The organism is Rhodobacter sp. SGA-6-6 (assembly GCF_011043545.1).
In the GTDB taxonomy this organism is placed as follows: Bacteria; Pseudomonadota; Alphaproteobacteria; order Rhodobacterales; family Rhodobacteraceae; genus Pseudogemmobacter.
In genome coordinates, this window is the sequence record NZ_JAAKGP010000009.1 from 1 (window position 1) to 24,851 (window position 24,851).

Annotated in this window: 27 protein-coding genes; 13 read left to right on the forward strand and 14 right to left on the reverse strand. The window is 67.0% G+C overall.

The features are described 5' to 3' along the window. Both G5B31_RS15400 and hslV read left to right on the forward strand, forming a co-directional pair. The coding region (locus tag G5B31_RS15400) for a hypothetical protein (RefSeq protein ID WP_165019092.1) at positions 1-363 on the forward strand (363 nt) is incomplete at its 5' end. 93 nt (positions 364-456) lie between these two features. Next, positions 457-1,017: an ATP-dependent protease subunit HslV gene (gene hslV / locus G5B31_RS15405; RefSeq protein WP_165019093.1), complete on the forward strand. Its 561-nt coding sequence runs from the start codon at positions 457-459 to the stop codon at positions 1,015-1,017. A 2-nt stretch (positions 1,018-1,019) separates the two neighbouring features. On the opposite strand, the gene G5B31_RS21530 is transcribed toward hslV, so the two are convergent. Together G5B31_RS21530 and G5B31_RS15415 are read right to left on the reverse strand one after the other, a co-directional pair. Then, positions 1,020-1,247, reverse strand: coding sequence for a BrnA antitoxin family protein (locus tag G5B31_RS21530; protein WP_205911974.1), 228 nt, complete (start codon positions 1,245-1,247; stop codon positions 1,020-1,022). Next, positions 1,228-1,515, reverse strand: a complete 288-nt coding sequence (locus tag G5B31_RS15415; protein WP_165019095.1) for a BrnT family toxin — start codon at positions 1,513-1,515, stop codon at positions 1,228-1,230. The genes G5B31_RS21530 and G5B31_RS15415 overlap by 20 nt, the downstream gene beginning before the upstream one ends. 176 nt (positions 1,516-1,691) lie before the next feature. Here G5B31_RS15415 and hslU point away from each other — a divergent pair, with 176 nt between their 5' ends. Next, on the forward strand, positions 1,692-2,993 hold the full coding sequence (hslU, locus tag G5B31_RS15420) for an ATP-dependent protease ATPase subunit HslU (RefSeq protein ID WP_165019096.1): 1,302 nt from the start codon (positions 1,692-1,694) through the stop codon (positions 2,991-2,993). On the opposite strand, the gene G5B31_RS15425 is transcribed toward hslU, so the two are convergent. Beyond that, positions 2,988-3,734 carry an SDR family NAD(P)-dependent oxidoreductase gene (locus G5B31_RS15425; protein ID WP_165019097.1) on the reverse strand — a complete coding sequence of 249 codons (747 nt, stop codon included), beginning with the start codon at positions 3,732-3,734 and terminating at the stop codon, positions 2,988-2,990. The two genes, hslU and G5B31_RS15425, sit on opposite strands and share 6 nt — an antisense overlap. Positions 3,735-3,856: 122 nt before the next feature. On the opposite strand from G5B31_RS15425, the gene G5B31_RS15430 reads away from it, so the two are divergent. After that, positions 3,857-4,981 carry an alpha/beta hydrolase gene (locus G5B31_RS15430; protein ID WP_165019098.1) on the forward strand — a complete coding sequence of 375 codons (1,125 nt, stop codon included), beginning with the start codon at positions 3,857-3,859 and terminating at the stop codon, positions 4,979-4,981. Between the two features lie 52 nt (positions 4,982-5,033). Here G5B31_RS15430 and G5B31_RS15435 read toward each other — a convergent pair whose 3' ends face one another. From G5B31_RS15435 to G5B31_RS15445, 3 genes are read right to left on the reverse strand one after another with little or no spacing between them, the layout of a single operon-like run. Next, on the reverse strand, positions 5,034-5,606 hold the full coding sequence (locus G5B31_RS15435) for a Smr/MutS family protein (protein WP_165019099.1): 573 nt from the start codon (positions 5,604-5,606) through the stop codon (positions 5,034-5,036). Positions 5,607-5,609: 3 nt separating this feature from the next. Continuing rightward, complete coding sequence (locus G5B31_RS15440) at positions 5,610-6,632, reverse strand: murein transglycosylase A (protein ID WP_165019100.1); 1,023 nt, start codon at positions 6,630-6,632, stop codon at positions 5,610-5,612. An 8-nt stretch (positions 6,633-6,640) separates the two neighbouring features. Further along, positions 6,641-7,297 carry a Tim44/TimA family putative adaptor protein gene (locus G5B31_RS15445; protein ID WP_165019101.1) on the reverse strand — a complete coding sequence of 219 codons (657 nt, stop codon included), beginning with the start codon at positions 7,295-7,297 and terminating at the stop codon, positions 6,641-6,643. Between the two features lie 127 nt (positions 7,298-7,424). On the opposite strand from G5B31_RS15445, the gene G5B31_RS15450 reads away from it, so the two are divergent. After that, a complete protein-coding gene (locus tag G5B31_RS15450; protein WP_165019102.1) occupies positions 7,425-7,865 on the forward strand; it encodes an FxsA family protein in 441 nt (146 codons plus the stop codon). Here the strand turns inward: G5B31_RS15450 and dnaQ are convergent, their stop codons facing one another. From dnaQ to G5B31_RS15470, 4 genes are read right to left on the reverse strand one after another with little or no spacing between them, the layout of a single operon-like run. Continuing rightward, positions 7,866-8,567: a DNA polymerase III subunit epsilon gene (dnaQ, locus tag G5B31_RS15455; RefSeq protein ID WP_165019103.1), complete on the reverse strand. Its 702-nt coding sequence runs from the start codon at positions 8,565-8,567 to the stop codon at positions 7,866-7,868. Between the two features lie 5 nt (positions 8,568-8,572). Beyond that, positions 8,573-9,175 carry a dephospho-CoA kinase gene (coaE, locus tag G5B31_RS15460; protein ID WP_165019104.1) on the reverse strand — a complete coding sequence of 201 codons (603 nt, stop codon included), beginning with the start codon at positions 9,173-9,175 and terminating at the stop codon, positions 8,573-8,575. Beyond that, positions 9,172-10,011, reverse strand: coding sequence for a shikimate dehydrogenase (locus G5B31_RS15465; RefSeq protein WP_165019105.1), 840 nt, complete (start codon positions 10,009-10,011; stop codon positions 9,172-9,174). Before G5B31_RS15465 ends, coaE begins: the two co-directional genes overlap by 4 nt. Next, entirely contained in the window at positions 10,008-10,598 is a 591-nt protein-coding gene (locus tag G5B31_RS15470) for a Maf family protein (RefSeq protein ID WP_165019106.1), read from the reverse strand. The genes G5B31_RS15465 and G5B31_RS15470 overlap by 4 nt, the downstream gene beginning before the upstream one ends. Before the next feature lie 564 nt (positions 10,599-11,162). On the opposite strand from G5B31_RS15470, the gene rho reads away from it, so the two are divergent. Genes rho through G5B31_RS15500 form a run of 6 tightly spaced genes read left to right on the forward strand, consistent with a single transcriptional unit; the run spans position 11,163 to position 17,903 of the window. Further along, positions 11,163-12,431 (forward strand): transcription termination factor Rho, encoded by a 1,269-nt coding sequence (gene rho, locus G5B31_RS15475; RefSeq protein ID WP_165019107.1) that lies wholly within the window; start codon positions 11,163-11,165, stop codon positions 12,429-12,431. Between the two features lie 15 nt (positions 12,432-12,446). After that, positions 12,447-13,733 carry a tRNA uridine-5-carboxymethylaminomethyl(34) synthesis GTPase MnmE gene (gene mnmE, locus G5B31_RS15480; protein ID WP_165019108.1) on the forward strand — a complete coding sequence of 429 codons (1,287 nt, stop codon included), beginning with the start codon at positions 12,447-12,449 and terminating at the stop codon, positions 13,731-13,733. Between the two features lie 11 nt (positions 13,734-13,744). After that, on the forward strand, positions 13,745-15,607 hold the full coding sequence (mnmG, locus tag G5B31_RS15485; protein WP_165019109.1) for a tRNA uridine-5-carboxymethylaminomethyl(34) synthesis enzyme MnmG: 1,863 nt from the start codon (positions 13,745-13,747) through the stop codon (positions 15,605-15,607). Further along, a complete protein-coding gene (gene rsmG, locus G5B31_RS15490; RefSeq protein WP_165019110.1) occupies positions 15,607-16,215 on the forward strand; it encodes a 16S rRNA (guanine(527)-N(7))-methyltransferase RsmG in 609 nt (202 codons plus the stop codon). Before mnmG ends, rsmG begins: the two co-directional genes overlap by 1 nt. Continuing rightward, complete coding sequence (locus tag G5B31_RS15495) at positions 16,208-17,008, forward strand: AAA family ATPase (RefSeq protein WP_165019111.1); 801 nt, start codon at positions 16,208-16,210, stop codon at positions 17,006-17,008. Before rsmG ends, G5B31_RS15495 begins: the two co-directional genes overlap by 8 nt. A gap of 4 nt (positions 17,009-17,012) precedes the next feature. Beyond that, positions 17,013-17,903, forward strand: a complete 891-nt coding sequence (locus tag G5B31_RS15500) for a ParB/RepB/Spo0J family partition protein (RefSeq protein WP_165019112.1) — start codon at positions 17,013-17,015, stop codon at positions 17,901-17,903. On the opposite strand, the gene hemW is transcribed toward G5B31_RS15500, so the two are convergent. Genes hemW through rph form a run of 3 tightly spaced genes read right to left on the reverse strand, consistent with a single transcriptional unit; the run spans position 17,900 to position 20,375 of the window. Beyond that, complete coding sequence (hemW, locus tag G5B31_RS15505) at positions 17,900-19,051, reverse strand: radical SAM family heme chaperone HemW (RefSeq protein WP_165019200.1); 1,152 nt, start codon at positions 19,049-19,051, stop codon at positions 17,900-17,902. The two genes, G5B31_RS15500 and hemW, sit on opposite strands and share 4 nt — an antisense overlap. Before the next feature lie 2 nt (positions 19,052-19,053). Beyond that, a complete protein-coding gene (locus G5B31_RS15510; protein WP_165019113.1) occupies positions 19,054-19,665 on the reverse strand; it encodes a non-canonical purine NTP pyrophosphatase in 612 nt (203 codons plus the stop codon). Beyond that, a complete protein-coding gene (rph, locus tag G5B31_RS15515; protein WP_165019114.1) occupies positions 19,662-20,375 on the reverse strand; it encodes a ribonuclease PH in 714 nt (237 codons plus the stop codon). Before rph ends, G5B31_RS15510 begins: the two co-directional genes overlap by 4 nt. Before the next feature lie 97 nt (positions 20,376-20,472). Between rph and hrcA the strand changes: the two genes are divergently transcribed. Together hrcA and G5B31_RS15525 are read left to right on the forward strand one after the other, a co-directional pair. Continuing rightward, positions 20,473-21,540: a heat-inducible transcriptional repressor HrcA gene (hrcA, locus tag G5B31_RS15520; protein ID WP_165019115.1), complete on the forward strand. Its 1,068-nt coding sequence runs from the start codon at positions 20,473-20,475 to the stop codon at positions 21,538-21,540. A gap of 18 nt (positions 21,541-21,558) precedes the next feature. After that, on the forward strand, positions 21,559-22,101 hold the full coding sequence (locus G5B31_RS15525; protein WP_165019116.1) for a nucleotide exchange factor GrpE: 543 nt from the start codon (positions 21,559-21,561) through the stop codon (positions 22,099-22,101). An 81-nt stretch (positions 22,102-22,182) separates the two neighbouring features. Here G5B31_RS15525 and mutS read toward each other — a convergent pair whose 3' ends face one another. Then, positions 22,183-24,807, reverse strand: a complete 2,625-nt coding sequence (gene mutS, locus G5B31_RS15530; protein WP_165019117.1) for a DNA mismatch repair protein MutS — start codon at positions 24,805-24,807, stop codon at positions 22,183-22,185. Positions 24,808-24,851 lie beyond the last annotated feature (44 nt).

The following is a 24,851-nucleotide window of genomic DNA, read 5'->3' on the forward strand; positions in this document are numbered from 1 at the left end:
CTCCTCGACGACAACCGGGTGCTGGTTCCCTTTATGATTTCCATAAGGATCATGGTCATCGCCGGTGTGGCGCTCTTTGTGTCGACTATTTTTCTGGAGATCTTCCGCTGGATCCGTGGCGGCGCCAGACGTCGGCCGCGCGGCGAGAGAGAACCGAGGATACCGGCCTGGCTTTGGGGTAGCTTCGTCTTCCTTGTTACCGGCTGTGTGTTTTCGTTCTCCGATACCATGATCGGGAAGGCGGCGGGGGACGGCATGCTCTGGTTGATATTGTCTTGTCACGCGATCCTTGTTCCTTCGGTCATCATGATGCTTCTCATGCGCATTCTTGAGCCGGATTTCCGCCGTTTTGGCAAAAACTGAAACCGGCGTGGGGCAAGGGCGAGGGGCGCATGACTTGTGCTTGAGGCGCCTTGTTGCGATATAAAACGCCGGAAACTGCTGGAAGGACGCCCCATGGCCGAAGAGAAATTCCCCGGCTGGCACGGGACCACCATACTAGGCGTCCGCCGCGGCGGCGAGGTGGTGGTGGCGGGCGACGGCCAGGTCAGCCTGGGCCAGACCGTGATCAAGGGCACCGCCCGCAAGGTGCGGCGCCTCTCCCCCGGCGGGCGCGATGTGGTCTGCGGCTTCGCCGGATCGACGGCGGATGCCTTCACCCTGCTGGAGCGGCTGGAGAAGAAGCTGGAGTCCGCCCCCGGCCAGTTGGCCCGCGCCTGCGTCGAGTTGGCGAAGGACTGGCGGATGGACAAATACCTGCGCAACCTGGAGGCGATGCTGATCGTCACCGACGGCGCCGATCTGTTCGTGATCACCGGCGCCGGCGACGTGCTGGAGCCCGAGCATGACGTGGCCGCCATCGGCTCGGGCGGCAACTATGCGCTGGCGGCGGCGCGGGGGCTGATGCTGACCGAGATGCCGGCGGAAGAGATCGCCCGCAAGGCCATGGCCATCGCCGCCGATATCTGCGTCTACACCAACGGCAACCTGACGGTGGAGACCATCCGCAAGGGCTGAGGTCAGCCCGGCTTGCGGGCCTTCTGCGCCTCCATCCAGGCGCGGAGGACGGCGTTGATCCGGGTCTGATAACCCGCACCGCCAGCCTTGAAATAGGCCAGCACGTCGGGGTCCAGCCGGATCGAGACCGGCTTCTTCAGCAGCCCGTCAACCATGACGGCGCGGGTCCAGTCCCAGTCGACGCCGATCTCATCTTCGGTCAACTCGGGTTCAATGCCGCCTTCCTCCATCTGGCGGAGCTTTTCCCAATCCGTCTCGGGCCTTTCTTGCCGAAATGATGCGGATGATCTCGCCCCGCAGGGTGAAAACGATGGCGATCAGATATCCGTTCGATGGTCCGACCATCAGGAAGCGTTGCTCGATCAGATTATCGGCCGGCAGGAGGAGAACCTTTTCCACGAAGACCGCGGGGCAATCGTGAAAGTCGATCCCGTGCTTCTGCCGGTTGGTCAGGCGCTTGTTCTCATCCCAGGCGAAGCGGATTCCAACCTTTGCCATCCTTGCGCTGTATATACGTTTTGTCAATACAATGCCCTCGGGTTGGCGGCTGTTCCTCCGTCATATCCGCCGCATGGTTAATCCTTCGTTCAGGGCAATCGCCTTCCGCCCTGTGGCCCTTGGTTGAAACGGGCTGGGCGCGGCTTTAAGTGAGAACCAGCAGCCACAGGACCGCCATGACCGACCTGACCCCCCGCGAGATCGTCTCGGAACTCGACCGTTTCATCATCGGCCAGAAGGAGGCGAAGCGCGCCGTCGCGGTGGCGCTGCGAAACCGCTGGCGGCGCAAACGCCTGCCCGATGCACTGCGGGACGAGGTCTACCCGAAGAACATCCTGATGATCGGGCCGACCGGGGTTGGGAAGACCGAGATCTCCCGCCGGCTGGCGAAGCTGGCGCGGGCGCCGTTCCTGAAGGTCGAGGCGACCAAGTTCACCGAGGTGGGTTATGTCGGCCGGGACGTGGACAGCATCGTCCGCGATCTCGTCGACGTGGCGATGAACGAGACCCGGGCGCGGATGCGCGATGAGGTGCGGGAACGGGCGCGGAAGGCGGCGGAGGAGCGGGTGATCGAGGCCATCGCCGGCAAGGACGCGCGCGAGCAGACGCGGGAGATGTTCCGCAAGCGGCTCAAGGCGGGCGAGCTGGATGACACCATGATCGAGATCGAGGTCACCGATGCCGGGCCGCAGATGCCGATGATGATGGGCAACATGCCCGGCATGGAAATGCAGATGCAGGGCCTGCAGGACCTGTTCAAGGCCTTCGGCGGGCGCGGCAGCCGGAAGAAGATGACGGTCGCGCAAAGCTACGAAGTGCTGATGGGGCAGGAGGCCGACAAGCTCTTGGACGACGAGGCGGTGCGGGCGGCGGCGCTGGAAGCGGTGCAGGAGAACGGCATCGTCTTTCTGGACGAGATCGACAAGATCTGCGCCCGGTCGGATGCCCGCGGGGCGGATGTGTCGCGCGAAGGGGTGCAGCGCGACCTGCTGCCGCTGATCGAGGGGACGACGGTCTCCACCAAATACGGGCCGGTGAAGACCGACCATGTGCTGTTCATCGCCTCGGGCGCCTTCCACATCGCCAAGCCCTCGGACCTGCTGCCGGAGTTGCAGGGGCGGCTGCCGATCCGGGTGGAACTGTCGCCCTTGGGCGAGGAGGATTTCGTCCGCATCCTGACCGAGACGGAAAACGCGCTGACCCGGCAATACGCCGGGCTGATGGGAACCGAGGATGTGGCGGTGACCTTCACCCCGGACGGAATCGCCGCGCTGGCGCGGATCGCGGCGGAGGTGAACCGCAGCGTCGAGAACATCGGCGCGCGGCGGCTTTACACGGTGATGGAGCGGGTGTTCGAGGAACTGTCCTTCACCGCACCGGACCGGGGCGGCGAGGAGGTCGTGGTGGATTCCGCCTTCGTCGAGACGAATCTCGGCCAGCTGGCGAAGTCGGCCGACATTTCCCGTTACGTTCTATAGCGCCGGCAAGCCGATGGCCCGGCGCAAGACCGGGTCGCGGATGTCCAGCTCCTGCCCGGCAAGGCTGTCGGCCGCCGGTGTGCAGAGCCAGGCGATGGCGCGGCCGGGCTGGTCGGGCTGCGACAGGCTTTCGCGCGGCAGTTTCGACACCGGATTGATGCCGGAGGCCCGGATGGCGACCTGCATCCCGGTGTCCACCACGCCGGGGGCGATACCGAAGACCCGGATGCCCTGCCCGCCGTATTCCAGATGCACCGAACGGGTCAGCATGGCGAGCCCGGCCTTGCCGGCGCAATAGGCGGCCCAGCCCTCCTGCGGCCGGTGCGCCGCGCCGGACGAGACGTTGACGATACTGCCATGCCCGCGGGCCAGCATGGCGGGCAGGCAGAGGCGGATGGCGTCGAACTGGGCGGTCAGATTCGTCTCTATGCTGGCGGAAAATGCCTCCGGGTCCAGGTCGGCGATGCGGCCAATGGGGGCGATGGTGGCGGCGTTGTTCACGAGGATGTCGAAGCCGGGGGCGATGACTTCGGCCAGCCTTGCCCGGTCGGTGATGTCGCAAAGGACGCCCGTGGCAACGCCAACCAGTTTCTCCTGCGCAGCGGCAAGGCTTTCGGCGCTGCGGGCGGTGAAGGTGACGCGGGCGCCGAGCGCGGCAAGCGCGGCGCAGGCGGCAAGGCCGATGCCGCCCGCGCCGCCGGTGACGAGGGCGCTGCGGCCGGAAAGGGGCTGGCTGGTCATCATCTCCTCCTGCTCTGCCCTTGATATGTTTCATCGGGCGCGAGGTCACGGCGGAAATACGCTGGCCCGGCGTTACGGCGGCGCTTGACCACAAGCCAAATTGCGCCATTCCTGACGGGATGATGCGGTTTATCCTGTCCCTCCTGTTCACGCTCATGCTGGCCGGCTGCGCGCCGCGCGGCAATTTCGTCATGCTGGACGAGTTGCCGCCGGAAAAGGCCGCGCTGGCGGCGACCGCGGGGGTGCGGGAAGTGGTCTTCGTCGGCACCACCCGGCGGGAGGTCGGCGGCCAGTTCGGCTTCGGCCGGGCCGAGAAGGCGAGCTTCCTGCGCTATGACATCCTTGTGCCCTCGGACCGCGAACCGGGCGAGGTGACCTGGCCGGTGAACGCGAAACGCGCCGATCCGAAGACCGATTTCCTGACGTTGGCCGACAAGAAATACCCAGACGGCAAGGATTTCCGCAAGGAACTGACGGCGGCGATGAAGCTGCGCGGGCAGCGCGACGTGGTGGTCTATGTCCATGGCTTCAACAACACCATGGCCGAAAGCGTCTATCGCGTGGCGCAGATGCATTACGACCTGAAGGTGCCGGGGGTGGCGGTGCATTACGCCTGGCCCTCGCGCGGCTCAGCGCTCGGCTATGTCTACGACCGCGACTCGGCTTTGTTCGCCCGCGACGGGCTGGAACAGCTGCTGCACGAGGTGGCCGAGGCGGGCGCGCAGCGCGTGGTCCTGGTGGCGCATTCGATGGGCGGCGCCGTGGCGATGGAGACGCTGCGGCAGGCGGCGATCCGCGGCGACCGCCGGGTGATGAACTCGCTGGGCGGGGTGATCCTGATCTCGCCCGATCTGGATGTGGACCTGTTCCGCGCCCAGGCCCATGCGATGGGCGGGCTGCCGCAGCCGTTCATGATCTTCGGCAGCCGCCGCGATACGGTTCTGGGCCTGTCGTCGCGGCTGGCGGGCAATCCCGACCGGCTGGGCAACCTGAAGGACCTGGGCCAGATCGCCGACCTGGAGGTGACCTATCTGGACACCGCGGCCTATAACGAGGGCGCGGGGCATTTCAACCTGGGCACCTCGCCGGCGCTGCTGCAACTTCTGGGCGGGATCGCCAATATCGACGCCGCCTTCCGGGCCGAGGCGGCGGGACGGGTGGGGCTGCTGCCGGGGGTGGTGCTGACGGTGCAGAACGCCACCGCGATCATCTTGTCGCCGGTCGAGGGGCTGGCGACAGCCGACTAGAGTGGTCGCCCGTCTTTCGACAAAACCGGATTCCACTTTTGTCGGACAGGCTCTAGCGGCGGCGCAGGTAGACATAAAGCGCGCCCGATCCGCCATGCTTCAGATGCGCCTCGGCCACCTGTTGCACCGCCTGCGCCAGCGGCGGCAGGCGCAGCCAGTGCGGCACCTGATGGCGCAGCGCGCCGATGGGGCGGGGCACGGGTTCGTGGATCATCCTGCCCTTGCCGGTGATCACCAAGACCAGCCTTTGCCCCGCGGATTGGGCGTTCAGGATGAAGCGGATCAGTTCCGGGTGCGCCTCGGCCAGGGTCATGCCGTGCAGGTCCAGCCGCGCCTCGGGCGCCAGCTTGCCGCGCAGCATCCGGTCATGGGTGCGGGCGTCCATCCGCAGCGGCGGCGACGGCGGCGCGACCACCTGCGCCAGCGGGGCCGAGGGCGTGCTGCGTTCGCCCAGGTGGAAATGCAGGGCCCGCGGTTCGGCCGGCTGCTTCGCCTCGGTCAGCGGCGGCTCGGTGATCGGCAGATGCGGGTTGTGCGGCGCCCTTGGGTGCATCGCCCGGGCGGTGCGGGCCACGGCCTGCCACAGCTCGGCCTCGTCCGGGCGCAGGAAACGGCGGCGGGCCATGGCTCAGCCCTCGGGCAGCAGGGCATAGGCGCGGTCGATGGGCAGCAGCAGCACCATCCGCCCGCCGTCCTTGACCGTGCCGGCATCCTCGCCCGCCTGATTGCCGGTGCCGTAGAAGATGTCGGCCCGCTGCGCGCCCTTGATCGCGCCGCCGGTGTCCTGCGCCACCATCAGCCGGCGCAGGGGCGCGCCGCCCTCCTTCTCGATCCAGACCGGAGCGCCCAGGGGGGTGAACACCGGGTCGATGGCGACCGAGCGCAGGGTGGTGATCGACCGGCCCATGGCACCGATGGGGCCCTTGTCGGCGGGCAGGTCCGAGAGCTTGCGGAAGAAGACGTAGGAGGGGTTGTGGTTCATCAGGTCCTGCCCCGGGCCGGGGTTGCGCTTGACCCAGGCGCGGATGACTTGGGCCGAGACCTGATCCATGGTATAGACCCCGCGCCGCACCAGTTCCTGCCCGATGGAGCGGTAGGGCTGGCCGTTCTTGCCGCCATAGCCGACGCGGATGACGCGCCCGTCGGTCATGCGGATGCGGCCGGAGCCCTGGATCTGCAGGAAATACACGTCGATGGGATCGTCCAGCCAGGCGATCTCCAGCCCCCGCCCGGCCAGGAGCCCGCCGTCGATGACGGCGCGGGCGTGCCAGGGCTGGCTTTCGGTCAGTTCCGGCGGCTTGCGGTAGATCGGCCAGGCGAAGCGGGGGGTGCGGACGGGGGAGCCGTTCAGTTCCGGCTCGTAATAGCCGGTGAACAGGGCGGGGGGTTGGCCGATCACCACCGGCCTGAAGAACAGCTCGAAGAAGCTGCGGGCCGAAGCCTCGTCGCGCGGCATATCGGCGGCCAGCTTGCAGATCGGCTGCCAGTCTGGGGCGTCGATCAGGTCGCAGGTGGCAAGGAAGGTGGTCAGCGCGGCGGCGTGGTCGTCCTCCTGCCAGCCTTCCAGCGCCTCGAACTCCAGCATCTGGGCGGCCGCAGGCAGGGGGGCCATCAGGGCCACCGCAAGGCTGAAGGCGCGCCAGAGCCGCATCCCAAGGGTCAGTCGCCGGTGGCCACGAGCTGCCAGTTCGGGTCCTCCGCCCCCATCTTGCGGGCGAAGGTCCAGACATCGCGCTGGCGCTTGACAGTCTTCGGATCGCCTTCGACGATATCGCCGGCCTTGTTGCGCACGACCGAGGTGATCTCGCCGACGAAGCGCACGGTGATCTCGCCGAAGCCGGAGGCGGAGTCGAAGGTCGCGTCCTGCAGCGCCATCTCCTTCAGGCCGATGAAATTCGCCTCGACCGTCAGGCCCTCGGCCTCTCGTGCGCCGATGACTTCGGCGAAGCTGGCCTCGACGTCATCCGACAGGAAGGGGCGGATGCGGTCCAGTTCGCCCTTCTCGAAGGCCATCAGGATCATCTCGTAGGCGCCGCGCGCGCCTTGCAGGAAGGGGCCGACCTGGAAGGAAGGCTCTGCCTTCTTCATCGCCGCCAGGGCCTTGGCGGCGGAGGAGCCTTCGGGCGCGTGGTCGGTGATGTCGCGGTCCAGCCCGCCCTCGATCACCTCCAGCGTGCGGCGGGCCTGCGGACGGGCGTCGTCCAGCGGCAGCGGCGGCTTCTCGAAACCCTCGCGGGTGCCGAGAACGGAGCGGAGCTTCAGGATCAGGAAGACCGCGATCCCGGCCAGCACCAGAAGCTGCAAGAGTTTGTCCATCCGTCCGCCAACCTTCACACATCTTCGCGTCCCGCCTTGGGGCGGGCCCGGTTGTTCCCTATGTAGGATGCGGCCCCTGCCAAGTAAACCGCAGGGAAGGTGCAGTAACGGGAAGGAGAAGCCCCGGATGAGGATTTTCGCGGCGTTTCTGATCTGGCCGCTGGTGGAGATCGCGCTTTTCGTGCTGATCGGCGGGCAGGTCGGGGTCTGGCCGGTGCTGATCTGGGTGGTCCTTTCGGCGCTTCTGGGCATCCTGGTGATGCGGCTGACGGCGGCGCGGCAGGCGCTGGCGCTGCGCGACGGATTGCGGGGTCTGCGCGATCCGGCGCGGCTGGCGGCGGCGGGAATCCTGTCGATGGTCGCCGGGGTGCTGCTGATCCTGCCGGGTTTCCTGACCGATGCCGTCGGGCTGGTGCTGCTGCTGCCGCCGGTGCAGGCGCTGGTGGCGCGCTATGCCGAGGCGCGGGTGACGGTGATCCGGCCGCAGCCCGGAGAGGTGATCGACGGCGACTATACAGAGGTGGAGCCGCGGCCCGGCCAGCCCTCGGGCTGGACGCGGATCGAGTGATCAGCGGCGGCGGAGCCAGATCGCCGCTTCGCCCAGCTTGGCGATGAAGGCGATATGGGCGGCCTCTTCCTCGGCGGTCAGCCGGGGGGGCAAGGGTTCGGGCCGGGCGCGGGGACGCCAGTCCCCGGCCACCGTGATTGAGGGGCCATTGCGCGGGCCGCCCTGCGCCGGGGCCAGCACCAGGTCGGGCTGGCGGCCTCCGATCAATTCCAGATAGACCTCGGCGAGGATTTCGCTGTCCAGAAGCGCGCCGTGCTTCTCGCGCTTGGAGTTGTCCACCCCGAAGCGGCGGCAGAGCGCGTCCAGCGAGGCCGGGGAGCCGGGGAATTTCTGCTTGGCGATGGCCAGGGTGTCGATGGCCTGCGACCAGGGGATTTCCCGCAGGCCCATCCGCGTCAGCTCGAAGTTCAGGAACTTGATGTCGAAGGCGGCATTGTGGATCACCAGCTTGGCGTCGCCGATGAAATCGGCGAAGGCCTGGCCGATGGCGGCGAAGACCGGCTTGTCGCGCAGGAAATCGTCGCCAAGGCCGTGGACCTCGAACGCCTCGCGCGGCATGGCGCGTTCGGGGTTGATGTATTGGTGATAGGTCCGGCCGGTGGGCAAGTGGTTCAACAGCTCCACTGCGCCGATCTCGACGATGCGGTCGCCGGTGGTCGGGTCGAAGCCGGTGGTTTCGGTGTCGAGGACGATCTCACGCATCTGTCTTAGGTATTCCGGGCGATCCTGCGGCGAATATCTGCCAGCACATCCTTGACCGAGGCGCGGGCGGCTTCAAGGGTCAGCGTCGAAATGACGTAATCCGACCGGGCACGTTTCTCCGCATCGGGCAGCTGGCGGGCCAGAATCGTCTCGAACATCGCCGGAGTCATGGTTTCGCGGGACAGAACCCGGGCGCGCTGCACCTCCGGCGGGGCGGTGACCACCACCACGGCGTCGCAATCCTTCTCCAGCCCGGATTCGTAAAGCAGCGGGATGTCCAAGAGTACGATGTCCGCGGTGGCTGCGGCAAGGAACTCCGCCCGGTCGGCGGCAACCAGCGGGTGGACGATGGCGTTCAGCCGGTCCAGCACGGTGGGATTCGCCGCGATCATCGCCTTCAGCGCGGCGCGATCCACCCCGCCCTCGGCATCCAGCGCGCCGGGCAATGCCTCGCCAAGTGCCGGCGCGGCGGCTCCGCCGGGGGCGTAGAGCCGGTGGACGGCGGCATCGGCATCCCAGACCGGCACGCCTTCCTCGGCGAAGATCTGCGCCGTGGTGCTCTTGCCCATGCCGATGGAGCCGGTGAGGCCCAGCCGGAACGGCCTCATGCCGAGAGAACCGCGTGGCGGGTAGCCTCGTCCACGTCGGGGCGCTGCCCGAACCAGCGCTCGAACCCGGGCGCGGCCTGATGCAGCAACATGCCGAGGCCGTCGACCACGGTGCAGCCGATCTCTTCCGCCTCGATCAGCAGCTGGGTCTTCAGGGGGGTGTAGACCAGATCGGTGACCAGCGCCTTGGGGTTCAGCCCATCCAGCGGCACCCGGAAATCGGGCTTGCCGGTCATGCCCAGCGAGGTGGTGTTGACCACGGTGGCGCAGTCCTCGACCATGTTGCCGGCCTGCACCCAGTCGAACACCACCACCTTGGCCCCGAAGTCGGACCGCAAGGCCTCGGCCCGCGGCCTTGTCCGGTTGGCGATGTGGATTTCCGGCACGCCGACCTCGATCAGCGCCGAGACCACGGCGCGCGCAGCCCCTCCGGCCCCCAGCACCGCCGCAGGACCGGCCTGCGGCTGCCAGTGCGGCGCGTGCTGGCGCAGGTTGGCGATGAAGCCGGTGCCGTCGGTGTTGTCGGCATGAATCTTGCCGTCGGCCCGGAAGATCAGCGTGTTGGCCGCGCCGATCAGCGCCGCCCGGTCGGTGATGATGTCGGCGATCTGCAGGATCGCCTCCTTGTGCGGGATGGTGACGTTGACCCCGGCGAAGCCCATCCGCGGCAGCATCCGCACCACATCGGCCAGATCGGCCGGGGCCACGTCGATCGGGATGTAATGCCCCTTCAATCCGTAGCGCCGCAGCCAGTAGCCATGCAGCGCCGGGCTCCGGCTGTGGGCGATGGGGTGGCCGAGAACGCCGGCCAGGGGAATACGCGGATGATCGGTCATGCGGGAATGAGTCCTCGGATGCCAAGATAGGACAAGAGCGGTAGCATCGGCAGGCCCAGAATGGTGAAATGGTCGCCCTCGACGGCGGAAAACAGCCGGATGCCTTCCTCTTCCAGCTTGTAGCAGCCGACGGCGTGGCGGAGGCTGTCCCAGTTGCGGGCCAGGTAATCGTCCAGATAGCTGTCGGAGAAGTCGCGCATGGTCAGCCACGCCTCGCCGACATGGCGCCAGACCGGGCGGCCGTTCTCGTAGAGGACGGCGGCGGAGAGCAGGCGGTGGGTCTGGCCGCGCAAGTCGCGCAGCTGGGCGCGGGCGTCTTCCGCACTTTCCGGCTTGGCGAAGACGCGGCGCTTCATCTCCAGCACCTGGTCGCAGCCGAGGACCAAGGCGCCCGGCTCCTTCTCGGCGATCTTCCGGGCCTTCATTTCGGCCAGGGCATCGGCGAGATCGCGGGGGGAGCCGCCCTCGGCCTCCAGCGCCGCGCGGATCGACTCCTCGTCGATTCGCGCCGGGCGGGCGGTGACGGGCACATTGGCCGCGCGCAGCAGCGAGAGCCGGATTTCCGAGGCGGAGGCGAGGAGGATCATCTGGGGGCTGTCCTGGGGATAGTTCCGCTTTGTTCCTGGGCGGCGGATCGGGGTGGATCGGGTCTCCTGCGGCCGGCGCCGGCGACCTGTGGCCAAAGCCGCGGCCGGTGCGAGATTTATCCCGCTGGGGAAGCGGTTGTCACGCCCCTTGGGACAGCAGGACGCAGACCGGGCTTGTCCACGGGGCAGGGCTGTGGAGGAAATCCGCGGGCGGATCATCGTAATATCATGAAATATAATGATTTTTATTATGAATATGGCTGCCCTCTCCGGTTTTCCCGCGGTTTTCCCCAGCCAGTCCGCGCTGTGGGAAACCACTGGGAGAAGCCGGGAAATCCCGTTGTCCACAGGGCCAACAGCATCAATCCTTTCTTTTTCTTTAATATAGAAAGAAGAAGAGGGCGCCCCGGCTCAGCTGTTCTGCCCAGCCAGGAAGGCAAAGATTGACTTTCAAGCCCGCGAGGCTTACCTGCGGCAGTGCAGGGCCGTCCGGCCCACCGCATTTCCCGTTTCCAGCTCAGCGACCGGCGGCCCCAGGGGGCAGGCCGGGCTCAAGGACATCCGATGACCGAACGCCTCAACCTCTCCGATCTCAAGGCCAAGACCCCGGCCGACCTGCTGGCCATGGCCGAGGAATGGGAGATCGAGAACGCGCCCTCCATGCGGAAGGGCGAGATGATGTTCCAGATCCTGAAGGAACATGCCGAGGAAGGCTATGAGATCGGCGGCGATGGCGTGCTGGAAGTGCTGCAGGACGGCTTCGGCTTCCTGCGCAGCCCCGAGGCCAACTATCTGCCCGGTCCCGACGACATCTATGTCAGCCCCGAGATGATCCGGCAGTTTTCCCTGCGCACCGGCGATTCCATCGAGGGCGTGATCAAGGCCCCGCTGGAGAACGAGCGTTATTTCAGCCTGGTGAAGGCCACGAAAATCAACTTCGACGACCCGGAGAAGGCGCGTCACAAGGTCCATTTCGACAACCTGACGCCGCTTTACCCCGACGAGCGGCTGAAGATGGAAATCGAGGACCCGACGATCAAGGACCGTTCGGCCCGGATCATCGACCTGGTGTCGCCCATCGGCAAGGGCCAGCGGGCGCTGATCGTGGCGCCGCCGCGCACCGGCAAGACCGTGCTGCTGCAGAACATCGCCAAATCCGTCGCGACGAACCACCCGGAATGCTATCTGATCGTGCTGCTGATCGACGAGCGGCCCGAGGAAGTCACCGACATGCAGCGGTCGGTAAAGGGCGAAGTCATCTCCTCGACCTTCGACGAGCCCGCCACCCGCCACGTCGCCGTGGCCGAGATGGTGATCGAGAAGGCCAAGCGGCTGGTGGAGCACAAGCGCGACGTGGTGATCCTGCTGGACTCGATCACCCGCCTGGGCCGCGCCTTCAACACCGTGGTGCCGTCCTCCGGCAAGGTGCTGACCGGCGGCGTCGATGCCAACGCCCTGCAACGTCCGAAGCGCTTCTTCGGCGCAGCGCGGAACATCGAGGAGGGCGGGTCTCTGACCATCATCGCCACCGCGCTGATTGACACGGGCAGCCGGATGGACGAAGTGATCTTCGAGGAGTTCAAGGGCACCGGCAACTCCGAGATCGTGCTGGACCGCAAGGTGGCCGACAAGCGGGTGTTCCCGGCGATGGACATCCTGAAGTCCGGCACCCGGAAGGAGGACCTGCTGGTCGACAAGTCCGACCTGCAGAAGACCTATGTCCTGCGGCGGATCCTGAACCCGATGGGCACCACCGATGCCATCGAGTTCCTGATCTCCAAGCTGAAGCAGACCAAGACCAATTCCGAGTTCTTCGACTCGATGAACACCTGAGCCATAGGTGGCGCCATGCGGGACACGATCTACGCGCTGGCCTCGGCCCGCGGCAGGGCGGGTGTTTCCGTGGTCCGCATCTCCGGCCCCCGGGCCTGGGTGGCTTGCCGGGCCTTGTGTGGGGATGTGCCGGAAGTGCGGCGGGCATCGGTCCGCAATATTTTGTGGAATGGGCAGGTCATTGACCAAGCCTTGGTGATTGCCTTCGCCGAGAAGGCCAGTTTCACCGGCGAAGACTCGGTCGAGTTCCATCTGCACGGCAGTCCGGCGGTCCTGTCCGCGGTCCTGTCCGCGCTGTCGGCGCAGGAGGGTTTGCGGGCGGCGGAAGCCGGCGAGTTCACCCGGCGGGCGCTGGAGAATGGCCGGCTGGACCTGGATCAGGTGGAAGGCTTGGCCGACCTGATCGAGGCGGAAACCGAAGCGCAGCGCCGCCATGCGATGGGGCTGATGCAGGGGCGCTTGCGGCAGATGGCGGACCGCTGGCACGAATCGCTGGTGCGGGCGGCGGCGCTGATCGAAGCGACCATCGACTTCGTGGAGGAAGACGTTCCCGTCGATGTCGTGCCGGAAGTGGTGGAGTTGACTTCTGCTGTTCTGACCGACCTCCGCGCCGAAGTCCGCGGCTTCGACGCGGCGGAGCGGTTGCGGGACGGATTCGAAGTCGCGCTCGTCGGACGGCCGAATGCCGGAAAATCCACGCTTCTCAATGCTTTGGCAGGGCGCGAAGCGGCGATCACGTCGACCATTGCCGGGACGACGCGAGACGTGATCGAAGTGCGGATGTCGATCCATGGACTGCCCGTGACTGTGCTGGACACCGCCGGATTGCGCGAGACGGAAGACGAGATCGAGAAGATCGGCATCGGCCGCACTGTCGACCGCGCTGCTGCTGCGGACTTGCGCGTCTTCCTGCTGGACGGCGCCGATGTGCCGCTTGTCGCGCCGCAGCCGGGCGACTTGCTTGTGCGCGGCAAGGCCGATCTGGCAGTAGGCGAAGGGCTTTCTGTCTCCGGCAAGACGGGCCAGGGCTTGCCAGAACTGATCGACGCTATCGGCGCTGCTCTGGACAGCCGTATGGCCTCCGCCGCGACGATCAATCGCGCACGGCATCTTGAAGCTGTCTCCCGCGCGATTCGGGCTTTGGAATCGGCGCGAAGTGAAGTAACAGCGGGCTCCAGCCGCGTTGAGCTTGCTGCCGAACAGTTCCGGCAAGCGATCCGCGCGCTGGATTCCTTGATTGGCCGTGTCGATGTCGAGGACTTGCTGGACGAAATCTTCTCCAGCTTCTGCATCGGGAAGTGAGGATGTTTCACGTGAAACACTTCGATGTCATCGTCGTTGGCGGAGGCCATGCAGGCGCAGAAGCAGCAGCAGCTTCGGCTCGTGCTGGCGCGCGGACAGCACTTGTGACGATGAGTGCTGCGAAAATCGGCGTGATGTCCTGCAACCCCGCGATTGGCGGCTTGGGCAAAGGCCACCTCGTCCGTGAAATCGACGCGCTGGACGGAATTATGGGGCTTGCAGCAGATCGCGGTGGTATCCAGTTCCGGCTGTTGAACAGGCGCAAGGGCCCGGCCGTGCAAGGACCGCGGACGCAAGCGGACAGGAAGCTGTATCGGCTGGCTGTGCAGGACTTGCTGTCGCGCGAAGATCTGCTGACGATTGTCGAAGGCGAAGCGGCCGAACTGATCGTGCAGGAGGGAAAAGCTGCGGGCGTGATCCTGGCCGACACGTCGGAGCTTAGGGCTGCTGCCGTGATCCTGACGACAGGCACGTTCCTGAACGGCATCCTGCATGTCGGCGACAAGCGCAGCGCGGGCGGGCGCGTGGGCGATCCGGCATCGGAGAAGCTGGCGCAGCAGATCAAGGGCTTGGGCCTGCGGACGGGGCGGCTGAAGACCGGCACGCCGCCGCGGCTGGACGGGCGGACCATCGACTGGGCGCGGCTGGAAATGCAGCCGGCGGATGAAGACCCCGTGCTGCTGTCTTTCCTGAACAAGGCGCCGATTGCCCGGCAGATTTCCTGCGGCATCACGCATACAAGCGACGCGACGCATCAGATCATCCGCGACAACCTTTCGCGCAGCGCGATGTATGGCGGCCATATCGAAGGCGTCGGCCCGCGCTATTGCCCGTCCATCGAGGACAAAGTCGTGCGCTTCGCGGACAAGTCCAGCCATCAAGTGTTCCTGGAGCCGGAAGGGTTGGATGATTCCACCGTCTACCCGAACGGGATTTCCACCTCGCTGCCCTCCGAAGTGCAGGAGGCTTACGTTCGCACGATTGCCGGGCTGGAGCAGGCGGTAATCACTCAACCCGGTTATGCCATCGAATACGATTTCCTCGACCCGCGCGACTTGCGCGCGACGCTGGAAAGCAAGGCGATGCCAGGGCTGTTCCTGGCCGGGCAGATCAACGGCACGACGGGATATGAGGAAGCTGCGGCGCAGGGCCTCGTCGCCGGGCTGAACGCCGCCGCGCAGGCGCAGGGGCGCGAGGAGCTGCGGCTGTCGCGGTCGAACAGCTATATCGGCGTGATGATCGACGATCTGACGCGGCGTGGCGTGACCGAGCCCTACCGGATGTTCACTTCGCGGGCCGAATTCCGGCTGTCGCTGCGGGCGGACAATGCCGATCAACGGCTGACTCCTGTCGGCATTGCCTTCGGCTGCGTGCGGGAAGAGCGGCAGCGGGCCTATGAGGCCAAGGCCGAAGCCTTGGGCCAAGCCATCGAGTCGCTGAAATCGCAAAGCTTTACGCCACGCGATCTGCGCGGATCGGGCTTCACGGTCAGCCAGGACGGCGCGCGGCGGACGGCCTTCGACCTGATGTCGATGCCGGATTATGCGCCCGAACATCTGGATGCGCTTCTGGACCCGCCTTTCGCCTGGCCGCAGGAAATCCGCCGGCAAGCCGAGATCGAAGCGCTGTATTCCCAGTATGCCGACCGCCAGACTGCGGATGCTGAGGATATCCGCCGCTCCGAAGCGATGGTCATCCCGGGAAGCTTCGATTTCGATGCGCTTTCCGGCCTGTCCACCGAGTTGAAGGGCAAGCTGGCGCGGAGCCGGCCGGAGAACATCCATCAGGCGATGCAGATCGAGGGTATGACTCCGGCGGCGATCACGCTGATTCTGGCCAATCTGCGCAAGGATCGCGGGCGGAAGGCCGGCTGATGTCCGTTGTGGAGAGCCTTGGCGTCAGCGCCACGGCGCTGGAGAAGTTGCGGCTGTTCCAGGCGCTTGTCGAGAAGTGGAACCCGCGGATCAATCTGGTGGCAAAATCCACGCTGCCCGACTTGTGGTCGCGGCATATCGAGGATTCGGCCTTTCTCTGCCGCCACGCGCCGCCGGCCCGCCTTTGGGCGGACTTCGGCGCCGGCGGGGGTTTTCCCGGGCTTGTCGTCGCCACGATCCTGCAGGACCGTGGCGAAGATACCCGTGTGGTCCTGGTCGAATCGGACCTGCGCAAGGCCACGTTCCTGCGCGAAGCCGCCCGGCAGATGAGCCTTGCCGTCGAAATCCACAGCGAACGGGTGGAAGCCCTGCCACCGCTGAGCGCAGATATAGTGTCCGCGCGCGCGCTGGCGACACTAGATACGCTGTGTGGCCTTTCTCACCGTCACCTTGCACCCGGCGGCACTTGCCTGTTTCCGAAAGGTGAGAGATTTGCCGAGGAGGTGGAAACCGCCCGCCGCACCTGGCAATTCGATCTGGAGGCGCCGGAGAATCCGGGCCATAAGGGCTCTGCCCTGCTTGTGCTGAGGAACTTGCACCGTGCCTGAAGTCGCTCCGAAGCCGCCTGGCCGCGTCATCGCTATCGCCAACCAGAAGGGTGGCGTGGGCAAGACGACGACGGCGATCAACCTGGCGGCGGGGCTGGCGGAGCAGGGGTTCCGCGTGCTGCTGGTGGACTTGGACCCGCAGGGAAATGCCTCCACCGGCCTCGGCGTCGCAACGAAGGACAGGGCGGTCACCACCTATGACCTCCTGCTGGCCGATGCGGCGGTGGGTGACGTGATCCGCCCGACCGGGGTGGCCAACGTCTGGATTTCGCCGGCAAATTCCGATCTGGCCTCGGCCGACATCGATCTCGTGGCCAATGAAAAACGCAGTTTCCTGCTGCATGACGCGCTGCGCCAGCCGCAGATCGACGATTTCGCCTTCGACGTGGTGCTGATCGACTGCCCGCCCTCGCTGAGCCTGCTGACGGTGAACGCGCTTGTCGCTGCGCATTCGGTGCTGGTGCCGCTGCAAAGCGAGTTCTTCGCGCTGGAGGGTCTGAGCCAGCTGATGCTGACCATCCGCGATGTGCGGCGATCCGCCAATCCCGACCTGCGGATCGAAGGGGTTGTGTTGACCATGTATGATGGACGCAACAACTTGGCCCAGCAGGTCGAAGCGGACGCGCGCGACAATCTGGGCGATCTGGTGTTCAACACGGTGATCCCGCGCAATGTGCGGCTGAGCGAGGCGCCGTCGCACGCGCTGCCGGTGCTGGCCTATGATTCCGCGTCGCGGGGCGCGGAGGCCTATCGGGCGCTCACATCGGAAATCGCACCGCGGTTGAGGGGGTAGGGGCATGGAAAAGAAGCCGGAGAAAAAGGGCCTCGGCCGCGGCTTGTCGGCGTTGATGTCGGACGTGAACCTCGGCCCGGCCTCGGAGGCTTCGCCGCGGCGGGCGGATACGCGGCTGGCGGTGGAGAAGCTGCGGCCCAACCCCTTGCAGCCACGCAAGGATTTCGAGCCGGAGGCGCTGCAGGCGCTGGCCGATTCGATCCGGCAGAAGGGGGTGATCCAGCCGCTGATCGTGCGTCCTGCCGGGGACATGTATGAGATCGTCGCCGGCGAGCGGCGTTGGCGGGCGGCGCAGATGGCGCAGGCGCATGACGTGCCGGTGGTCATCCGCGATCTGGACGACACCGAAGTCCTTGAAATCGCTATCATCGAGAACATCCAGCGCGAGGATCTGAACGCGATCGAGGAGGCGCTCGGCATCCGGCAGCTGATGGACCGCTTCGGCCATACCCAGGAAAAGATCGCCGAGGCGCTGTCGAAAAGCCGCAGCCACATCGCCAACTTGCTGCGGTTGCTGGCGCTGCCGGAGCAGGTGCAGGCGATGGTGCGCGACGGGCAGATCTCGGCGGGCCATGCCCGGGCGCTGATCGGCACCGGCAACCCCGAGGCGCTGGCCCGGCGGGTGGCCGCGCAGGGCCTGTCGGTGCGCGAGGTGGAGCGGCTGGTGCGCGAGGCTGCGGCGGAGAAACCGGCGAGAAAAGGCTCTGACAAGGCCCGGGAGAAGGATTCCGACACCCGCGCGCTGGAGGCCGATCTGTCAGCGCATCTGGGAATGCAGGTGCAGATCGAGATGGCGGGCGGGCAGGCTGGGATGCTGTCGGTGCGATTCAAGACGCTGGACGATCTGGACCGGCTGTGCCAGGCGCTGTCCACCGTGCCGGCGGAGATGGGCTAGGCGCAGAGTTCCAGCAGCAGGCGGTTCAGGACGAGGCGGCCCGTGGGGGTGGCGGCCAGAATGTCGCCATGGCGGGTAAGAAAACCATCCTGAATCAGGGTGTTGAGCCGGTCTTCCGGCAAGGGCCTGTCCCGCAGCGCCGCGAAGCGGGACAGGTCGCTGCCCTCGGCCAGCCGCAGCGACATCATCAGGTATTCCACCGCGCGGTCTTCGTCCGACAGCAGTTCCCGCTCGGTCTCGCCATTGCCTTTGGTGGCGGCGGCAAGCCAGGCTTCCGGCGAGCGCAGGGTCGAGGTGGCAAAGCGGCCATGGGGCAGAGTCAGCCTGCCATGCGCGCCCGGGCCGATGCCGGCATAGTCGCCCATCCGCCAGTAGATCAGGTTGTGCCGGGATTCCGATCCCGGTTGGGCATAATTCGAGACTTCATAGGCCAGAAGCCCGGCCTGACGGCACAGGCCCTCGGTCGCCTCATACATCTCGGCTGCCAGGTCCTCGTCCGGCAGGCCGCGCAGTTTGCCTTCGGCAAAGAGGCGGCCGAAGGCGGTGCCGTCCTCGATGGTCAGCTGATACAGCGACATGTGATCCGGGCCGAGGGACAGCAACTGCGCCAGTTCGGCTTGCCAGCCCGCCAAAGTCTGATCCTGCCGGGCGTAGATCAGGTCGCAGGAGACGCGGGGAAAGGTCTCACGGGCCAGCGCCAGCGCGGCCAGCGCCTCGGCGGCGGAATGCTGGCGGCCGAGGCGGCGCAGATCGGTGTCGTCCAGCGCCTGGATGCCGAGGGAAAGCCGGTTCACGCCGGCGTCCCGGTAGCCTCGGAAGCGCTCGGCTTCGACGGAAGTCGGGTTGGCTTCCAGCGTGATTTCCACGTCGTTGGACATCGACCAGCGGGCGGCGATGCGGTCGAGGATGGAGGCGACGAGCGCGGGGTCCATCAGCGAGGGCGTGCCGCCGCCGAAGAAGACGGATTGCACGGCGCGAGGGCCCGTCTCGGCAGCTGTGCGTTCGATTTCGGAGAAATAGGCCTCGGCCCAGGCGGATTGGTCGACAGACTGGCGAACGTGGCTGTTGAAATCGCAGTAGGGGCATTTCGCCTTGCAGAACGGCCAGTGGACGTAGACGCCGAAACCGCCGTGCTGCCAGTCCTGCAGTTTCACGTGAAACAGGCCTTCAGCAGCGCGTCGACGGCTTTGCCGCGGTGGCTGATGGCGTTTTTCCGCGCAGCGTCCATTTCGGCAAAAGTTTCAGCGAATCCATCGGGTTGGAACATTGGGTCGTAGCCATGCCCTTCCGCCCCGCGGCGCGGCCAGACCAACTGGCCGGGAGCGACGCCTTCGAAGATCTCTTCATGCCCGTCCGGCCAGTAAAGCAGCAGCGTGCAGCGGAACTGCGCCCGGCGGGGGAACGGGGCTTTGGCCTCTTCCAGCAAGGCCCACGTCTTCTCCATCGCCAGGCCGAAGTCGCGGCCCTGCGGGGTGAAGGCCCAGTCGGCGGTGTAGACGCCGGGCGCGCCGTCCAGCGCATCGACTGTCAGGCCGGAATCGTCGGCGAGCGCCGGCAGGCAGGAGGCCAGAGCGGCGGCCTTGGCCTTGATTCGGGCGTTGCCGATGAACGTGCTCTCGGTCTCCTCCGGCTCCGGCAGGCTTAGGTCGGCGGCTGAGACGCAGGCGACATTCAGCGGCGCCAGCAGGGCGGAGAATTCCTCCAGCTTGCCCCTGTTGTGGCTGGCGATGACCAGCCTGTCGCCGGTGAACTTCCGGGTCATCCGACCGCTGCCTTCTGCGTCGCCACCAGCGCCGCCGTGCCCTGCACCGCCAGCGCCAGCAGCGCCGACAGGTCCTCCACCGCGAAGGGGGCGCCTTCGGCGGAGGCCTGCACCTCCACCAGCTTGCCTCGGCCGGTGATCACGAAATTGCCATCGGTGCCGGCGGCGGAATCCTCGTCGTAGTCGAGGTCCAGCACGGTCTGGCCGGCGTAGATGCCGCAGGAAACGGCGGCCACATGGTCCAGCATCGGGTCGGACAGCAGCAGCCCCTTGCCCATCAGGTGGTTCATCGCCAGCCGCAGCGCCACCCAGCCGCCGGTGATCGAGGCGCAGCGGGTGCCGCCATCGGCCTGGATCACATCGCAATCCACCACGATCTGCCGTTCGCCCAGCGCCTGCCGGTCCACCACCGCACGCAGAGAACGACCAATAAGCCTTTGAATTTCCTGCGTTCTCCCGGATTGCTTGCCCGCCGCCGCCTCGCGCCGCCCCCGCGTATGGGTGGCCCGCGGCAGCATCCCGTATTCCGCCGTCACCCAGCCCTGGCCGGAGTTGCGCAGAAACGGCGGCGGCTTGTCCTCGACGCTGGCGGTGCAGAGCACATGGGTATCCCCCATGCGGATCAGGCAGGAGCCCTCGGCATGGCGGGTCACGCCGGTTTCGATGGAGATGCTGCGCAACTGGTCAAGTGCCCGGCCCGAGGGTCGCATGGTCTGTCCTTTCGATACTCGCGGCCAGATAGTCCTTGCCGTGCCGGTCCTGCAACCCCGATTGACGATTGCCGCGCCGCACCCTTTATTCACCCCTATGGAAAAGGGCTCCAGACTGCTGGCAGACATGACCGAACGCTCGCGCGAGGTGTTCCGGCGGGTGGTCGAGGGCTATCTGGACACCGGAGAGCCGGTGGGATCGCGCACCCTGACCCGGACGATGAGCGAACAGGTCTCGGCCGCTACGATCCGCAACGTGATGCAGGACCTGGAATATCTGGGGCTGCTGGACAGCCCCCATGTCTCGGCCGGGCGGGTGCCGACGCAGGCGGGGCTGCGGCTGTTCGTGGACGGGTTCCTGGAGACCGCCAGTCCGGCGGCACCGGACCGCGAGCGGATCGACGCCACCCTGGGCGGCAACGACCAAGATGTCTCGGCGATGCTGGACCATATCGGCACCGCGCTGTCGACGATCACCCGCGGGGCCAGCATCGTGCTGGCGCCCAAGACCGAGGCGCCGATCCGCCATATCGAATTCGTCAGCCTGGCGCCGGACCGGGCGCTGGTGGTGCTGGTCTTCGCCGACGGACAGGTGGAGAACCGGCTGTTCCGCCCGCCGCCAGGGCAGACGCCTTCGTCGATGCGCGAGGCGGCGAATTTCCTGAACGCGCTGGCCGAGGGGCGGACGATGGCCGAACTGCGCCGGATCATGGGGGCCGAGATCGCCCGCCGCCGGCAGGAGATCGATTCGCTGGCGCGGGAGCTGGTGGAAAGCGGCCTCGCCGTCTGGGAAAACGCCGGGCAAAGCCAGGAGCGGCTGATCGTCCGCGGCCGGGCGAACCTGCTGGACGCGCAGGCGGACACCGATGTCGACCGCATCCGCAGCCTGTTCGACGACCTCGAACGCAAGCGGGACATCGCCGAATTCCTCGATCTGGCCGAGGAAGGCGAAGGCGTGCGCATTTTCATCGGCTCGGAGAACAAACTCTTCTCACTTTCGGGTTCCTCTCTGGTGGTTTCTCCCTATATGAACGCTGACCGCAAGATCATCGGTGCGGTCGGCGTGATCGGACCGACGCGGCTGAACTATGGCCGGGTCGTCCCCATCGTCGACTACACCGCCCAGCTTGTCGGACGGCTGGTCGCGGATCGCGGCCGGGTGTGAGGCGAAAGAGGTGGAAGCATGACGAAGGACCAGGCGGCGGCACAGGATGCCGATCTTCCCGATCTGGAGGAATTCATCGACGGCCCCGAGGGGCTGGACGAGATCGAGGGCCTGAAGGCCGAGCGCGACGAGTTCCGCGACAAGTTCATGCGTGCGTTGGCCGATGCCGAGAACGCGCGCAAGCGCGCCGATCGCGACCGGCGCGAGGCCGAGCAATACGGCAGCACGCGGCTGGCCCGCGACCTGCTGCCGGTCTACGACAACCTGAACCGCGCTTTGCAGGCGATCCCGGACGAAAGCCGCGCGGCTTCTGCTGCGCTGATCGAGGGGGTGGAGCTGACGCTGCGCGAGCTGACCAACGTGATGGACAAGCACGGGGTCAAGGCGGTGTCGCCCGCCGTCGGCGACCAGTTCGACCCGCAGCTGCACGAGGCGATGTTCGAGGCGCCGCTGCCGGGCACCAAGGCCGGGCAGATCATCCAGGTGATGTCCGAGGGCTTCCTGCTGCACGACCGCCTGCTGCGGCCGGCGCAGGTGGGGGTGTCCTCGAACCCGGGCTGAGGCTCTTGCAGCCGGCCGCCGGGGGCTGTCTGCCCCGGACCCCCGAGAGTATTTTCGCCAAGATGAAGGGGCTGCGGGGCGCTAGCTCAGCAGCCCTTTCAATTCGTAGAGCAGCTTGAGCGCCTCCATCGGCGTCATCTCGTCCGGGTGGGCGGCGCGGAGGCGGTCTTCCAGTTCCGAAAGTTTCTGCGGCTTCGACGGCGGCGCTGTGGGGGCGGCGCGGAACAGCGGCAGATCGTCGATCAGCGCCGAGGGCTTGGCGCCGTCGCGGTCGCCCTTCTCCAGCGCCTCCAGCACCACCTTGGCGCGGTCCACCACCGCCGGGGGTAGCCCGGCGAGGCGGGCGACCTGCACGCCATAGCTGCGGTCGGCGGCGCCCTTCCTGACCTCGTGCAGGAAGATCACCTCGCCGTCCCATTCCTTCACGCTGACGGTGGCGTTCTCCACCCCCTTCAGCTTGCCGGCCAGCGCCGTCATCTCGTGATAATGGGTGGCGAACAGCGCCCGGCAGCGGTTCTGCCCATGCAGGTGTTCCAGCGTGGCCCAGGCGATGGAAAGCCCGTCCCAGGTGGCGGTGCCGCGGCCGATCTCGTCCAGGATCACCAGCGCGCGGTCGTCGGCCTGGTTCAGGATGGCGGCGGTTTCCACCATTTCCACCATGAAGGTGGAGCGGCCGCGGGCCAGGTCGTCGGAGGCGCCGACGCGGGAGAAGATCTGGGAGACCAGACCGATGCGGGCCCTACGGGCGGGCACAAAGCTGCCGGCCTGCGCCAGCAGGGCGATCAGCGCGTTCTGCCGCAGGAAGGTGGATTTGCCGGCCATGTTCGGCCCGGTCAGCAGCCAGAGCGCGGGGGTCTCGCCCTCGGTCAGGCGGCAGTCGTTGGCGACGAAAGGCTCGCCGCTGCGGCGCAGGGCGCGTTCAACCACCGGATGGCGGCCGCCTTCGACGACGAAAGCGCGGCTGTCGTCCACCTGCGGCTCGGCCCAGTCCTCGGAGGCGGCGAGATCGGCAAAGGCGGCGGCAAGGTCGGCCTCGGCCAGGGCGCGGGCGGCGGCGGCGATCGGGCCGGCACAGTCGAGCACGGCCTGTTTCAGGCCGTCATAGTGACGCTTTTCGATCTCCAGCGCGTGGTTGCCGGCGTTCAGGATCCGGGTTTCCAGCTCGCTGAGCGCCAGCGTGGTGAAGCGGACCTGCCCGGCGGTGGTCTGGCGGTGGATGAACAGCTCGGGCTTCGCCCGCAGGCGTTCCTCGTGGGTGGTGGTGACCTCGATGAAATAACCCAGCACATTGTTGTGCTTGATCTTGAGGCCCTGCACCCCGGCGGCCTCGGCATATTCCGCCTGCATCCGGCCGATCACGCCGCGGCCCTCGTCGCGCAGCGCCCGGGTTTCGTCGAGTTCGGCGTCGAAGCCCGGGGCGATGAAGCCGCCGTCGCGGGACAGGAGCGGCGGCTCGGCCACCAGCGCCTGATCCAGCAGGTCGACCAGCGCGGCATGGCCGACCAGCGCCTTCGCCGCCTCGGCCAGCAGCGGCGGGGTGCCGGCCAGCATTGCAGAGACGGTTTCGGCCTGGGTCAGCCCGGCGCGGATCGCCGCCAGGTCGCGTGGCCCGGCGCGGTCCAGCGCCAGGCGGGACAGCGCACGGTCCATGTCGGGAACGCGGCGCAGCGCTTCGCGCAGGTCGTGGCGGAGACGGCTTTGCTCCAGCAGGAAGCGGATGCATTCCAGACGGGCGTGGATGGTGGCCAGGTCGCGGGAAGGCGCCGAGAGCCGGCGTTCCAGCAGCCGCGCGCCGGCGGCCGTCACCGTGCGGTCCACCGCCGCCAGCAGCGAATTCTCGCGGCCGCCTTGCAGGGAGGCGGTGATTTCCAGGTTCCGCCGCGTCGCCGCGTCGATCTGCACCGTGCCGCCGGCGGCTTCCTTCACCGGCGGGCGCAGCAGCGGCAGCTTGCCGCGTTGGGTCAGGTCCAGGTAATCGACCAGCGCGCCCATGGCCGACAGCTCCGCCCGGTCGAAGCTGCCGAAGCCTTCCAGCGACCCCACCTTGAACAGGCCGCAGAGCCGCTTCTCCGCCCCGGCGGAATCGAAGGAGGACCGGGCCAGTGGCGTTGCCGCCGCGCCGGATTCGGTGACCAATCCGGCCAGATCGCGGTCGCGCGCCTCGGACAGCAGCACCTCGCGCGGGGACAGCCGGGCCAGTTCCGGCCCCAGCCGGGGCAGGGGGCAGGGCATCACCCGGAACTCTCCGGTGGAGATGTCGGCCCAGGCCAAGGCGCCCTCGTCCCGCACCTCGGCGAAGGCGCAGAGGAAGTTGTGGCGGCGGGCTTCCAGCAGCGAATCCTCGGTCAGCGTGCCGGGAGTGACCAGCCGCACCACGTCGCGCTTCACCACCGACTTCGAGCCGCGCTTCTTCGCCTCGGCCGGGTCCTCCAGCTGCTCGGCGATGGCGACGCGAAAGCCCTTGCGGATCAGCGTCAGCAGATAGCCCTCGGCCGCATGGACCGGCACGCCGCACATCGGGATCGGCTCGCCAAGGTGAAACCCGCGCTTGGTCAGCGCGATGTCCAGCGCCTCGGCGGCGGCCAGGGCATCCCCGAAGAACATCTCGTAGAAATCGCCCATCCGGTAGAACAGCAGCGCCCCCGGGTTCTGCGCCCTGATCTCCAGATATTGCGCCATCATCGGCGTAACGGCGTCGTCGGTCATGCGGCCCCCTGCGGTCTGGCCAGACCCTACAAAAGCGCATTGTC